The following is a 13650-nucleotide window of genomic DNA, read 5'->3' as shown; positions in this document are numbered from 1 at the left end:
ATGGGTCAGAATGACCGCAGTCCCTACAGCCGCGACGCCATAGGAGTTCCGTGATGAGCGATTCCTTCTCCACCCGTACCTCGCTCGAGGTCAACGGCAAACGCTACGCCTACTACAGCCTGCCCAAGCTCGCCGAGCGCTTCGACATCGGCCGCCTGCCCTACTCGCTGAAGATCCTGCTGGAAAACCTGCTGCGCCACGAAGATGGCGGCGTGACCGTGGGCAAGGACCACATCGAGGCGGTGGCCAAGTGGGACCCCAAGGCCGAGCCGGACACCGAGATCGCGTTCATGCCGGCGCGGGTAGTGCTGCAGGACTTCACCGGTGTGCCGTGCGTGGTCGACCTGGCGGCGATGCGCGATGCGGTGGTCAAGCTCGGCGGACGCCCGGAGCAGATCAACCCGCTGATCCCCTCGGAACTGGTGATCGACCATTCGGTGCAGGTGGACGTGTTCGGCAAGGCCGACGCGCTCGACCTCAACGGCAAGATCGAATTCCAGCGCAACATGGAACGCTACGGCTTCCTGCGCTGGGGGCAGAAGGCGTTCGACAACTTCAAGGTGGTGCCGCCGAACACCGGCATCGTGCACCAGGTCAACCTGGAACACCTGGCGCGGGTGGTGATGACCGCCGAGCGCGACGGCGAAGCGATCGCCTATCCGGACACGGTGTTCGGCACCGACAGCCATACCACCATGATCAACGGCATCGGCGTGCTCGGCTGGGGCGTGGGCGGCATCGAGGCCGAAGCGGCGATGCTCGGCCAGCCCTCGTCGATGCTGATCCCGCAGGTGGTCGGCTTCAAGCTGACCGGCAGGCTGCCCGAAGGCGCCACCGCCACCGACCTGGTGCTGACGGTGACGCAGATGCTGCGCAAGCACGGCGTGGTCGGCAAGTTCGTCGAGTTCTTCGGCGACGGCCTGCAGCACCTGCCGCTGGCCGACCGCGCCACCATCGGCAACATGGCCCCGGAGTACGGCGCCACCTGCGGCATCTTCCCGGTCGATGCCGAATCGCTGACCTACCTGCGCCTGTCCGGGCGCAGCGAAGAGCAGATCGCGCTGGTCGAGGCCTATGCCAAGGCGCAGGGCCTGTGGCACGACGCCGACACCGCGCACGCCGCCTACAGCGCCACGCTGGAGCTGGACATGGCCGAGGTCAAGCCGTCGCTGGCCGGGCCCAAGCGCCCGCAGGACCGGGTGCTGCTGGAAGACATGCAGCGCAATTTCCGCGACAACCTGGTGCCGTTCGCCGAAGCGCGGCACAAGCGCCGCAGCGACCTGAAGCAGGAAGACCGGCTCAAGAACGAAGGCGGCGGCGGCACCGCGGTGGGCGCCAAGGCCTCGCAGGCCGAGACCGCCGAAGACAGCGGCGCCGGCTGGCAGCTGCGCGACGGCTCGGTGGTGATCGCCGCGATCACCTCCTGCACCAACACCTCCAACCCGGCGGTGATGCTCGGCGCCGGATTGCTGGCGCGCAACGCCGTGGCCAAGGGCCTGAAGGCGCAGCCGTGGGTCAAGACCTCGCTCGGGCCGGGCTCGCTGGTGGTCACCGACTACCTGAAGAAGGCCGGGGTGATGGACGACCTGGAGAAGCTCGGCTTCTACGTGGTCGGCTACGGCTGCACCACCTGCATCGGCAATTCCGGCCCGCTGCCGGAGGACGTGTCGGCGGCGATCGCCAGGGACGACCTGGTGGTGGCCTCGGTGCTGTCGGGCAACCGCAACTTCGAAGGCCGCGTGCACCCGGAAGTGAAGATGAACTACCTGGCCTCGCCGCCGCTGGTAGTCGCCTACGCCATCGCCGGCACCACCGACATCGACCTGAGCCGCGACCCGCTCGGCGTGGGCAGCGACGGTGAGCCGGTGTACCTGCGCGACATCTGGCCGAGCAACAAGGAGATCGGCGACACCATCGCCGCCACCGTCGGCCCGGAGATGTTCAAGCAGAACTACGCCGACGTGTTCAAGGGCGACAGCCGCTGGGCCGCGATCGCTTCGCCCGACGGCGAGCTGTACGCCTGGGACGCCGCCTCCACCTACATCAAGAATCCGCCCTACTTCGACGGCATGACCATGCAGGTCGGCACCGTCGACGACGTGCACGGCGCGCGCGTGCTCGGCCTGTTCGGCGACTCGATCACCACCGACCACATCTCCCCGGCCGGCAACATCAAGAAGGATTCGCCGGCGGGCCGCTTCCTGCAGGAACGCGGCGTGCAGCCGGCCGACTTCAACAGCTACGGCAGCCGCCGCGGCAACGACGACGTGATGGTGCGCGGCACCTTCGCCAACATCCGCATCAAGAACCTGATGTTCGGCGGCGAGGAAGGCGGCAACACGCTGTACCGCGGACCGGACGGTGCGCAGCCGGAGAAACTGGCGATCTACGACGCGGCGATGAAGTACAAGGCCGACGGCGTGCCGCTGGTGGTCGTGGCCGGCAAGGAATACGGCACCGGTTCCTCGCGCGACTGGGCGGCCAAGGGCACCAACCTGCTCGGGGTCAAGGCGGTGATCGCCGAGAGCTTCGAGCGCATCCATCGCTCCAACCTGGTCGGCATGGGCGTGCTGCCGCTGCAGTTCCTGGACAACGAGAACGCGCAGTCGCTGGGCCTGGATGGCTCGGAGGTGTTCGACATCACCGGGTTGCAGGACGGCGCCAGCAAGCGCGCCACCGTCGATGCGAAGAAGGCCGACGGCAGCGTCAAGCAGTTCCAGGTCAAGGTGCTGCTGCTGACGCCGAAAGAAGTGGAGTACTTCAAGCACGGCGGCCTGCTGCAATACGTGCTGCGCCAGCTGGCGGCGCGCAAGGCCGCCTGAGGCTGCAGCCGCGCGCGGCGCCCTACCCGGCGCCGCGTGGCGCACTCACGCAAAAGCGCGCGGCCTTGTACGATCCGATTTCGTGGCACGACGTTCGAAGTGCAGTTCGGTTACATCGATAGCGAAGGCGCCCTGTTCTCGCAACGGGGCGATAGCCGTCAGCGCACACGCACACTTTGCGCCGTTACGGTGCCGCGCTCCATTGCGCATGCCGCAACCGCCACTGGCCATCCTGCTCGCGCCAGCCCGTGACCACCGCATAGCGTTGCATCCGCTCCGGCAATAGACGTCCGTCGCCGCCGCTGACCACGGCATCGAAACGCACCGTGGCGTCGCTGCCCTGCAACTGGATCGACAGCGGCCCGGTGCTCACGCCGATCCGCGCGTTGGCCAGGAATTGCGCGCGCAACAGGTTGTGCAGCGCAGCACGATCCATCCCCGCCTCGCCGACGAAATCGTCGGCCACCGCCGCCATCGCCTCGCGCGGCCGGCGTTCCTCCACCGCCGCCTGCATGGCGGCCATGTCCTTGCGCAGCCGCTGTTCCGCCGAATCGCGCTGGCAGCCGAGCAACGCCAGCGCCATCGCGCATCCCCATCCCCACGCCATCGCCTGTCGCACCGGATTCCTCCTCGGTTTCGCCTTTTCCATGCGGAACGGTATCCTGCCACTCGCCACGCCGCAGCGTTGCGTCGGCGTGCGGCAGCATTCCACACGAGGGGGGAGTACATGAGTCAGGAACGTCCGTGGTTGCAGAGTTATCCGGCCGGCATTCCCGCCGAGATCGACGTCAATGAGTACCGATCCGTCGCAGCGGTGTTCGAAACTTCCGTCGCCAAGTTCGGCGACCGCCCGGCCTACAGCAACTTCGGCAAGACCCTGACCTACCGCGAGGCCGGCGAACTGGCCCGGCATTTCGCCGCCTACCTGCTCGGCGAGTTGCAGCTCAAGAAGGGCGACCGCGTCGCGCTGATGATGCCCAACTGCCTGCAGTACCCGATCGCCACCTTCGGCGTGCTGCTGGCCGGCATGACCGTGGTCAACGTCAATCCGCTGTACACGCCGCGCGAACTGCGCCACCAGCTGATCGACTCGGGCGCCAGCGCGATCGTGGTGATCGACAACTTCGGCAAGACCGTGCAGGAAGTGCTGGCCGACACCCCGCTCAAGCAGGTCATCACCACCGGCCTGGGCGACATGCTCGGCTTCCCGAAGGGCGCGCTGGTCAACTTCGTGCTGAAGTACGTCAAGAAGCTGGTGCCCGACTACGACATCCCCAACGCGGTGCGCTTCCGCGACACGCTCACCCTGGGCCGCCTGCACACGCTGCCGCAGCTGGACATCGACCCGGACGACATCGCGTTCCTGCAGTACACCGGCGGCACCACCGGGGTGGCCAAGGGCGCGATGCTGACCCACCGCAACCTGGTCGCGAACATGCTGCAGGCCGGCGCCTGGATCGCCGCGTCCGGCAAGTTGGAGGAAGGCAAGGAAGTCATCATCACCGCGCTGCCGCTGTACCACATCTTCGCGCTGACCGCGAACGGCCTGGTGTTCATGAAGCTCGGCGGCCTCAACCACCTGATCAGCAATCCGCGCGACATGCCCGGCTTCGTCAAAGAGTTGCAGAAGACCCGCTTCACCGCCTTCACCGGGGTCAACACGCTGTTCAACGGCCTGCTCAACACGCCCGGCTTCGACAAGGTGGATTTCTCGGCACTGAAGTTCACCCTGGGCGGCGGCATGGCGGTGCAGCGCGCCGTGGCCGAGCGCTGGAAGCAGGTGACCGGAGTGACCCTGGTCGAGGCCTACGGGTTGACCGAGACCTCGCCCGCGGCCTGCATCAACCCGCTGACGCTGCAGGAATACAACGGCGCCATCGGCCTGCCGATCCCGTCCACCGACGCATGCGTCAAGGACGACCAGGGCCAGACCCTGGCGCCCGGCGAGGTCGGCGAGCTGTGCATCAAGGGGCCGCAGGTGATGAAGGGCTACTGGCGGCGCCCGGAAGAGACCGCCGGCGCGGTCGATGCCGACGGCTGGCTGCACACCGGCGACATGGCGCGGATGGATCCGCAGGGCTTCTTCTACATCGTCGACCGCAAGAAGGACATGATCCTGGTCTCCGGCTTCAACGTGTACCCGAACGAGGTCGAGGACGTGATCGCGATGATGCCCGGCGTGCTGGAAGTGGCCGCGGTCGGGGTGCCGGACGAGAAATCCGGCGAAGTGGTCAAGGTGGTCATCGTCAAGAAGGACCCCAACCTCACCGCCGAGGACGTCAAGGCCCACGCCCGCGCCAACCTGACCGGCTACAAGCACCCGCGCATCGTCGAGTTCCGCAAGGAACTGCCCAAGACCAATGTCGGCAAGATCCTGCGGCGGGAGCTGCGCGACAACGTTCCAAACGCTCAATAGAGCCGATTCGCGTGGGCTACGGCCCACCCCCGGCAGGCGGAGCACGCTCCGTCTTGTCGGGAGGACGATCTCAGCGGTTGCCGCACCGCCGGAAAGCCCTCTGGCTTCAGCAGCCACGCATGCCAGGCAGACGTGAATATCCCGTCCAGACGCTCGCCAATCCCCGGTTTACGTAGGTGTAGCATCGGCTCGCGCGCCGCTCCTTTGCCTTAGCGCACGCCGTTTCGCTGCCCACAAACCGAGGAAATCCCATGAACGTCGACAAACGCTTCTTCAACCCGAGCTTCCCCACCATCCGCGTTGAGTCGAGTGCCGACGGCAACGTGCATTGGATGTTCATGCATCACGATGCCGCCAGCGGCTCCCGTCCCTGCTTTCGGGACGATCTGCTCGACGACATGTGGAACTTCACCGACGCCATCACTCTGGGCGGAGGCGACGCACCGGGACGCAAGCAGCTCCGACATTTCGTGCTGGCCTCCGATGCGAACGTCTTCAACCTCGGCGGAGATCTGGAACTGTTCACTCAGCTCATCCGCTTGCGGGACAGGGCTGGCTTGCTCGCCTACGCCAAGCGCTGCGTGGAAGGTGTGCACATCCTGCATACCGGACTGGGCGGCGACGTGCGTACCATCGCGCTGCTGCAAGGCGATGCGCTGGGCGGTGGGTTGGAAATGGCGCTGGCATGCCACACCATCGTGGCCGAAGAAGGTATCGGCATGGGCTTGCCCGAAGTCATGTTCGGCCTGTTCCCGGGCATGGGCGCATATTCGTTCCTATGCAAGCGCGTCCCGCCGCAACTGGCGGAGAGGATCATTCTGGAAGGAACGGTCTACAGCAGCGAACAGATGCACGCGCTCGGCGTGGTCGACATCTTGGTGCCAAAGGGCGAAGGAAAGGCTGCGGTCGAGGAGCTGATTCGCAACCAGAAACGTAGCAGTCTGTCCTATCTGGCGATGAATGCCGCGCGCCAGATCTCGCAACAGGTGCCACTGCAGGAACTGATGGCGATCACCGAACTCTGGGTGGACACAGCACTTGCGCTCGATGACAAGTCGCTACGCACGATGGATCGCGTGGTCCGCGCCCAGACCCGGCGCGCGCAGAGTCTCGCCGCGCTCGCATAGAAGCCCTACACCGGAGGGGGCCGGCCCGGCACGAACGCCGGGCTTTCCTCACCGCAATTCGTTGCCATCCTGCTTGTTGCTCTGCAACGCCCGCATGTCCAGCACCTCCTTCCCCTCGGTGAGGCTGGCGTTGAGTGCGGCAAGGCATTGCTTCCATTCGCTCCGCATCTGCCAATCGGCCATCCTCATCAGGTCGCCACCCAGGCTGGCCATCTTTACCAGCCCCAAGTTGCTGGCCACGCCTTTCACCGCGTGCGCATGTTCCCTCAATCGGTCCCAATTTTCGGACTCGCCAGCTATCTGCATCCCGCCAAGGCAGCCGTCGGCGTCGTTGAGGCATTGGGAAATGAATTCGCGCTCGAACCCTTCGCCCATGCCAAGGCCCGCCAATTCGTCCAGCACGGACGAATCCAGCACGCCCTCCACGGCAAGCTTCGGGCGCGACTGCGGCTCGGAGGAGCGCAATCTGCCGTCGGTGGCGATATCCGTCAGCGTATCCAGCAGCCTCGATGCCACCACCGGCTTGGCCAGGAAGGTATGCGCTCCGGCTTGTTCGCAGCGATGGATCGATTCCGGGGTGACGTCCGCACTGAGAACCACGACCGGGGTCCGCGGCCGGCCTGCCTGCATGACCCGCAATTGTTTGAGCATGTCCAGGCCGCTCATTCCCGGCATGTGCAGATCGACGATAACGGCGTCGAAGTCGGTCTCGGCAAGCGCATCGAGCACGGCTTCCGCACCCTCTAGACAGATCGCGCGATGCCCGGCCTTCTGCAGCAACCGCTGCAGCACCATGCGATTGGCGGCATGGTCGTCGGCGACCAGGATGCGCATGCTGCGGACACGTGCGCGATGCCGCAAGAACGGGTCGGTGAACGCGATGATATTGCCGCTCTGCGAGACGCGCTCCTCGGCTGGGCCCTCCTCTGGGACATGAGTGGAAAGCGGCGAAGCGAGGGCAGCCTCGAACGGTAACTCGAACCAGAAGTGACTACCCCGGGGCGGATTCTCCTGATAGCCGATGCTGCCTCCCATCGATTCCACCAGGCCTTTTGCAATCGTGGTGCCCAGCCCCGTGCCCTCGTAACGCCGGGACAAACCCACATCGGCCTGCTCGAAGGCCTCGAACAGGCGCGGGCGCATGGATGGCGGCACGCCGATGCCGGTGTCGATGATGTCGAAACTCAGACGGAACGGCTCCCCGGCGTCGTTGCGCTGGACCCGGACCCGGATATCCACGCGCCCGATATCGGTAAACTTGATCGCATTGCCCGCCAGGTTCAGCAGGATCTGCCGCAGATGGCCCGCATCGCCGCGCACGTTGTCGGGAACATCGGCCGCGACCTCAAGGTGATAGCCGAGCGTCTTGGCGCGCGCCTGCGGCTGCAGGATCAATCCGATCTGCGCCAACGTCTCCCGTAGCGAGAAATCGTGCTTCTCGGTCCGGATCTTGCCCGCCTCGATGGCGGAAATATCCAGCACCTCCTCCACCAAGGAAAGCAGACTGCGTGCCGACGCCTGGATGGTGCCGACGCACTCACGCTGTTCGGCATCGAGCTTGGTGGTAGCCAGCACTTCGGTCATGCCTGACAAGCCATTCAATGGCGTGCGGAATTCATGGCTCATATTGGCCAGGAAACGGCTCTTGGCCTCGCTGGCGCGCCGCGCCTCGGCAGTTGCGCGCGTCAGCTGGCGCAACAGACCCGACAGGTACATGGGAATGGCGATGAGGCCGGCCCACAGACCGACGCTGAGCGTCATGTTCTCGCGCCAGTAGCCATTGAGCAGGATCACGCAACCGAAGCTGATGCAGGCGGAGACGACGGCGCCGATCAGGTAGCGGTTTCCGTAGCGCAGGCCGTTGCCGACCGTGACCCACATGATGATGACGTACAGCCAGGCCAGCGGTTCTCCCTGGAGGATCATCGCTACCGTCATCAGCCCATAGTCGGTCACCATGCCGACGATGCGGCGCGCGTTGGATTTCTCGGGCCTGGCCAGGATCGCCGCAAACAGGGCCAAGCCGACAAGGACACCGACCCCACTCATCAACACCGAGGTCAGGTAGACGTCGGGCGCGAGATAGCCGAGCTTTTCGGCGACCATCATGCAGACGATGACGCCTACGAAGATGCCGACCCGGATCAGCGTCTGACCATGTTCGGTATCGGAGCGCTGTCGCAGGCGGCCGTGGATCCACTGCAGCCGCCGTTTCACAACGCCGACCCCGGCCGGACCGACGCCGTCGAGAATTTCTCGCAGATCATGTGCAGCTGCTCGCGCCCGCGGAACAGCGCGTCGACGCAGCGCGGGTCGAACAGGCGGCCGCGTTGCGCGTAGAGGTAGGCGAGGGTCGCGTCCATGGTCCATGCTTCCTTGTAGGGACGCGGCGAGATCAGCGCGTCGAAGACGTCGGCGACCGCGACGATCCGCGCTTCCAGCGGGATCGCTTCGCCGACCAGCCCGTCGGGGTAACCGCTGCCATCGTACCGCTCATGGTGGCGCAGCGCGATCAGCGCGCCGACCTGGATGAAGCGGTTCTGGCTGCCGCTGAGCAGTTCGTAGCCGATGCGCGGGTGCATGCGCATCACCGCCATCTCCTCCTCGTTGAGCTTGCCGGGCTTGAGCAGCACCGCATCGGGAATGGCGATCTTGCCCATGTCGTGCAGGCTCGCCGCCATTTCGATGACCCTCACCTCGTCTTCGGACAGGCCGAGCTGCTCGGCGATCAGGCCGGCCACGTGCGCCATCCGCTCCAGGTAGGCGCTGGTCCCGGCATCGCGGTACTCGATCGCCCGCGCCAGCCGCGACAGGGTCTCGCGCTCGCGTTCCTCGACTTCGCGCATGCTGGCCAGCAGGCGCTGCTCCAGCGACATCGCGCGCTGCTTGATGTTCTCGCTCTGCAGCCGCAGCTGCAGCAGGTTGTGGCAGCGCGCGCGCAGTTCGCGCGGGCGGATCGGCTTGACCAGGAAGTCGATGACCCCGGCTTCCAGCGCGGCCTGGCGGATCGGCTCGTCGCCGACCACGGTGATCAGGATGATCGGGATGTCGCGATGCTTGGGCTGGCGCCGCAACCGGCGCGCGAATTCCAGCCCGTCCATGCCGGGCATGCGGTAGTCGAGCAGCAACAGGTCGACCTTGCCGGCCTCGCACCAGGCCAGTGCGGCCTGCGAGTCGCCGAAGTCGCGTACGGTCAGTTCCGGGGCGACGTCCTCGATCACGTGGCGCAGCATCGTGCGCGCGGACGTCTGATCGTCGACGATGACGATATTCAAGCGATTGTCCGTCCCCTCCGCCCAGTCCGGGCGGTCCCCGCTGGAGGATACTCCGGACAGGCTCATGCTGGCACCTTGCATCTGCGACCCTCCCGCCCACGCGTACCGGGCTGCTGAGACAACAACGGGAAACGCTCCGGTGCCGGCCACGCCGACCCGCTCGCCTCACTTCAGCCGGCGTGCCAACCGCCTGCTTGCCGACGCCCGATACAAGAACCGCGCCAGGGCCGCATCGCCCTGGTTAGATTAAGCCTCCGGACGCATGTACGGAAACAGCAGCACGTCACGGATCGAGTTGCTGCCAGTCAGCAACATTACCAGCCGGTCGATGCCGATGCCCAGGCCGCCGGTCGGCGGCAGGCCGACTTCCAGAGCGCGGATGTAGTCGGCATCGAAGTGCATGGCCTCGTCGTCGCCGCCCTCCTTCGCCGCCACCTGGGCCTGGAATCGGGCCGCCTGGTCTTCCGGATCGTTGAGCTCGGAGAAACCGTTGGCGATCTCCTTGCCGTTGATGAACAGCTCGAAGCGGTCGGTGTAGCCCGGCTCGGTGTCGCTGGAACGGGCCAGCGGCGACACCTCGACCGGATGATCGGTGATGAAGGTCGGCTGGATCAGGGTGTGCTCGACGGTGGCCTCGAAGATCTCCAGCAGCAGCTTGCCCCAGCCGTAGGACGGCTTGGTGCGGATCTTCAGCCGCTCGCAGTGGCGCAGCAGGGCGTCGCGGTCGGTGCAGTCGGCGGCGCTGATCTGCGGATTGTGGTGGCGCACCGCCTCGTCCATGCGCCAGCGGCGGAATGCCGGCGTCAGGTCGATGTCGGCGCCGTCCCAATGCACCTGGGTGGTGCCGAGCACCTCCTGGGCCACGTCGCGGATCACGTTCTCGGTCAGGTCCATCACCTCGTGGTACGTGGCGTAGGCCTCGTACAGCTCCATCATGGTGAATTCTGGATTGTGCCGGGTACTGACGCCTTCGTTGCGGAAGTTGCGGTTGATCTCGTAGACGCGTTCCAGGCCGCCGACCACCAGCCGCTTCAGGTACAGCTCCGGCGCCACGCGCAGGTACAGGTCCAGATCCAGCGCATTGTGGTGGGTGGTGAACGGCTTGGCGGTGGCGCCGCCGGGGATGTAATGCATCATCGGCGTCTCCACTTCCAGGAAGCGGCGCGCGTCCAGCCAGGCGCGCATCGCGCGGATGATCTTGGAGCGCTTGACGAACACCTCGCGCGCCTCCGGCGACACGATCAGGTCGACGTAGCGCTGGCGGTAGCGCTGCTCCACGTCGGACAGGCCGTGCCACTTGTCCGGCAGCGGGCGCAGCGCCTTGGTCAGCAGCCGCAGCGCGGTCGCCTTGACCGACAGCTCGCCGGTCTTGGTGCGGGTCAGCCCGCCCTCCACGCCGATGATGTCGCCGATGTCCCAGCCCTTGAACGCGTCGTAGGCCGCGCCCAGCGCGTTGGCCTGCAGGAACAGCTGGATGCGCCCGGACTCGTCCTGCAACTGCACGAAGCTGGCCTTGCCCATCACCCGCTTGGCCAGCAGGCGCCCGGCCAGGCGCAGGCTGCGGCCTTCGGCCTCCAGCGCCTCGGCGCTCCAGCGCTCGGCGTCGGCGAACTCGGCCTGCAGGTCGCCGGCGAAGTCGTGGCGGCGGAAATCGTTCGGATACGCCACGCCCTGCGCGCGCAACGCCCCCAGCTTGGCGCGGCGTTCGGCGATGAGGCCGTTCTCGTCGGCGGGAAGGGACGGCGCGGGGGTCTGCTCGGTCATGGGAATGGGTACGCGGGGAAGAAGGGAGAGGATGCAGCAGATGCGGGTGCCGCGCCGCGTGGCCGGCCTCCGCCACGGCGGGCGGAGGCCGACGGTTCAGGCGTCGCTGCGTTTGGCGCCGACTTCCAGGCCGGACTTGAGGCTGGCCTCGACGAATTCGTCCAGGTCGCCGTCCAGCACCTTCTGCGTGTCGGTGCGTTCGATGCCGGTGCGCAGGTCCTTGATCCGGCTCTGGTCGAGCACGTAGTTGCGGATCTGGCTGCCCCAGCCGATGTCCGACTTGGTCGCCTCGACCGCATCGCGCTCGGCGTTGCGCTTCTGGATCTCCAGCTCGTACAGCTTGGCGGCGAGCATCTTCATCGCGTTGTCGCGGTTCTGGTGCTGGCTGCGCCCGGTCTGGCAGGCCACGACGATGTTGGTCGGGATGTGGGTGATGCGCACCGCCGACTCGGTCTTGTTGACGTGCTGGCCGCCGGCGCCGGAGGAGCGGTAGACGTCGGTGCGCAGGTCGGCCGGGTTGATGTCGATGTCGATGTTGTCGTCCACTTCCGGCGACACGAACACCGAGGTGAAGCTGGTGTGGCGGCGGTTGTCCGAATCGAACGGCGACTTGCGCACCAGCCGGTGCACGCCGGTCTCGGTCTTCAGCCAGCCATAGGCGAAATCGCCTTCCACGCGCAGCGTGGCCGACTTGATGCCGGCCACTTCGCCGCCGGACACTTCCATCAGCTCGGTCTTCCAGCCGCGCGATTCGCACCAGCGCAGGTACATGCGCAGCAGGATCTCGGCCCAGTCCTGCGCCTCGGTGCCGCCGGCGCCGGCCTGGATGTCGACGAAGGCGTTGCTGGCGTCCATCTGCCCGGAGAACATGCGCTGGAATTCCAGCTTCTCCACGTGCGCCTGGAAGCGTTCGACATCGGCGACCACCGCCAGCGCGGTGTCCTCGTCGTCCTCGCTCTCGGCCAGTTCAAGGAACTCCAGCGCCTCGTTCAGCCCGTCGAGCACGCTGGCGATGCCGCCGACGGTCTTCTCCAGATTGGAGCGCTCGCGGCCCAGGCCCTGGGCGCGCTCGGGGTCGTTCCAGACATCGGGATTTTCCAGTTCCCGGGTGACTTCCTCTAGGCGTTCCTTCTTGACGTCGTAGTCAAAGAAACCCCCGGAGCGACAGCACCCGATCGGACAGATCGGCGATGCGGTGGCGGATGGGATTGAGTTCGATCATGGCGGTATTCCGACAAACGGCAGACAAGAGCGCGATTCTAGCAATTCCGGTCTGGCAATTCCGGCCGCCGCGCCACAGCGCGCCGGCGGCCCGCCCAGCCCGAGCGCCGCGCCGATCACTCGGCGAGCGCGGCCTCGCCCTCCCCGGCCGCCGCGCGCAGGGCGGCGCGGTAGCGGCGGCTGCACGGCACATGGCTGCCGTCGCGCAGGTGCACGCGCGCCTCGCCCGCATCCAGCGGCTCGATCGAGACCACGCACGCCAGGTTGACCATGTAGCTGCGGTGGATGCGCACGAACCGCGCCGGATCGAGCCTGGCCTCGATCGCGGCCATGGTGCTGCGCAGCGGGTAGTCGTGGCCGCGCACGCGCAGGTTGACGTAGTTGCCCGAGGCCTGCAGCCACTCGATGTCGGCGGCGGCGACCAGGAAATCGCGGCCGAGCTTGCGCACCAGGAAGCGCTCGGGACGCTCCAGCGACTCCACCGGCGGGCCTTCGTCGGGCGCGCCGAGCAAGGCCGCCTCGCCCTGCCAGCGGCGCAGCAGGAAGCGGTACATCTCCACGCACAGCAGCATCGAGGCCAGGCTGCGCACGTCCTTCAGGTATTCGTAGGCCAGCCCCTGCGGCCAGGGACCGAAGTCGTAGTGCAGGCCCTGCAGGCGATAGACCACGCTGCGGATCGCGACCATCCCCAGCACGTGCAGCACCGACAGCGCGACGCTGCCGAGCAGGTAGGCCGGCAGCCGGCGCCGCCAGTTGTCCCAGTGCAGCGGGTAGCGCCGGGTCAGCAGCACCAGCAGCGGCACGCTCAGCAGGAACACCAGGCCGCTGGACCATTCCCACAACGCCGGCTCCCACGCCGCGAAGTGCAGCCCGGTACGGCGGATGTCGATCAGCACGGTGATGCTGTTGGCGATGCCGTTGACCAGGGTCAGCGCGACCCAGAAGCCGATCTCGAAGCTGCGGCGCCAGGGCAGGAAACGGGAGTAGACGCTGGGGCTTGGCGATTCGGACATGCCGCATTTTAA

General features: G+C 66.5%; 9 protein-coding genes. 3 read left to right on the top strand and 6 right to left on the bottom strand.

Going from position 1 to position 13650, the window contains the following annotated elements; genetic code table 11:
• The first annotated feature begins 53 nt into the window (after positions 1-53).
• Positions 54-2822 (top strand): aconitate hydratase AcnA, encoded by a 2769-nt coding sequence (gene acnA, locus VDQ83_RS02125; protein ID WP_455433695.1) that lies wholly within the window; start codon positions 54-56, stop codon positions 2820-2822.
• 184 nt (positions 2823-3006) lie between these two features.
• Here the strand turns inward: acnA and VDQ83_RS02120 are convergent, their stop codons facing one another.
• The gene (locus VDQ83_RS02120; protein WP_309915632.1) at positions 3007-3405 is read right to left on the bottom strand and encodes a Cif family virulence factor; all 399 of its coding nucleotides are present in this window, start codon (positions 3403-3405) and stop codon (positions 3007-3009) included.
• 144 nt (positions 3406-3549) lie between these two features.
• On the opposite strand from VDQ83_RS02120, the gene VDQ83_RS02115 reads away from it, so the two are divergent.
• Positions 3550-5238 (top strand): long-chain fatty acid--CoA ligase, encoded by a 1689-nt coding sequence (locus VDQ83_RS02115; RefSeq protein WP_309915629.1) that lies wholly within the window; start codon positions 3550-3552, stop codon positions 5236-5238.
• Between the two features lie 251 nt (positions 5239-5489).
• On the top strand, positions 5490-6365 hold the full coding sequence (locus VDQ83_RS02110) for a crotonase/enoyl-CoA hydratase family protein (RefSeq protein WP_455433694.1): 876 nt from the start codon (positions 5490-5492) through the stop codon (positions 6363-6365).
• Between the two features lie 48 nt (positions 6366-6413).
• Here the strand turns inward: VDQ83_RS02110 and VDQ83_RS02105 are convergent, their stop codons facing one another.
• The 5 genes from VDQ83_RS02105 to VDQ83_RS02085 form a co-directional block, all read right to left on the bottom strand.
• Positions 6414-8582 (bottom strand): ATP-binding protein, encoded by a 2169-nt coding sequence (locus tag VDQ83_RS02105; protein ID WP_455433693.1) that lies wholly within the window; start codon positions 8580-8582, stop codon positions 6414-6416.
• Entirely contained in the window at positions 8579-9721 is a 1143-nt protein-coding gene (locus VDQ83_RS02100; RefSeq protein ID WP_309915620.1) for an HD-GYP domain-containing protein, read from the bottom strand. The genes VDQ83_RS02105 and VDQ83_RS02100 overlap by 4 nt, the downstream gene beginning before the upstream one ends.
• Positions 9722-9886: 165 nt before the next feature.
• On the bottom strand, positions 9887-11404 hold the full coding sequence (gene lysS / locus VDQ83_RS02095) for a lysine--tRNA ligase (RefSeq protein WP_455433692.1): 1518 nt from the start codon (positions 11402-11404) through the stop codon (positions 9887-9889).
• A gap of 96 nt (positions 11405-11500) precedes the next feature.
• Positions 11501-12626, bottom strand: a protein-coding gene (gene prfB / locus VDQ83_RS02090; protein ID WP_263398200.1) for a peptide chain release factor 2 whose coding sequence is annotated in 2 segments (ribosomal slippage) — positions 11501-12550 and positions 12552-12626 — 1125 coding nt in all. Because the reading frame shifts where the segments join, the coding sequence is not laid out codon by codon here.
• A 115-nt stretch (positions 12627-12741) separates the two neighbouring features.
• On the bottom strand, positions 12742-13638 hold the full coding sequence (locus VDQ83_RS02085) for a LytTR family DNA-binding domain-containing protein (RefSeq protein ID WP_455433691.1): 897 nt from the start codon (positions 13636-13638) through the stop codon (positions 12742-12744).
• Between the last annotated feature and the right edge of the window lie 12 nt (positions 13639-13650).

Source organism: Xanthomonas sp. WHRI 7945 (genome assembly GCF_035026585.1).
Note: the sequence above shows the minus strand (reverse complement) of the source record. Positions and strands in the feature narration are given on the sequence as shown.

Coding starts and splice junctions, on each gene's coding strand:
- acnA (WP_455433695.1), top strand. CDS start 54: ATGAGCGATTCCTTCTCCACCCGTACCTCGCTCGAGGTCAACGGCAAA.
- VDQ83_RS02120 (WP_309915632.1), bottom strand. CDS start 3,405: ATGGCGCTGGCGTTGCTCGGCTGCCAGCGCGATTCGGCGGAACAGCGG.
- VDQ83_RS02115 (WP_309915629.1), top strand. CDS start 3,550: ATGAGTCAGGAACGTCCGTGGTTGCAGAGTTATCCGGCCGGCATTCCC.
- VDQ83_RS02110 (WP_455433694.1), top strand. CDS start 5,490: ATGAACGTCGACAAACGCTTCTTCAACCCGAGCTTCCCCACCATCCGC.
- VDQ83_RS02100 (WP_309915620.1), bottom strand. CDS start 9,721: ATGCAAGGTGCCAGCATGAGCCTGTCCGGAGTATCCTCCAGCGGGGAC.
- lysS (WP_455433692.1), bottom strand. CDS start 11,404: ATGACCGAGCAGACCCCCGCGCCGTCCCTTCCCGCCGACGAGAACGGC.
- VDQ83_RS02085 (WP_455433691.1), bottom strand. CDS start 13,638: ATGTCCGAATCGCCAAGCCCCAGCGTCTACTCCCGTTTCCTGCCCTGG.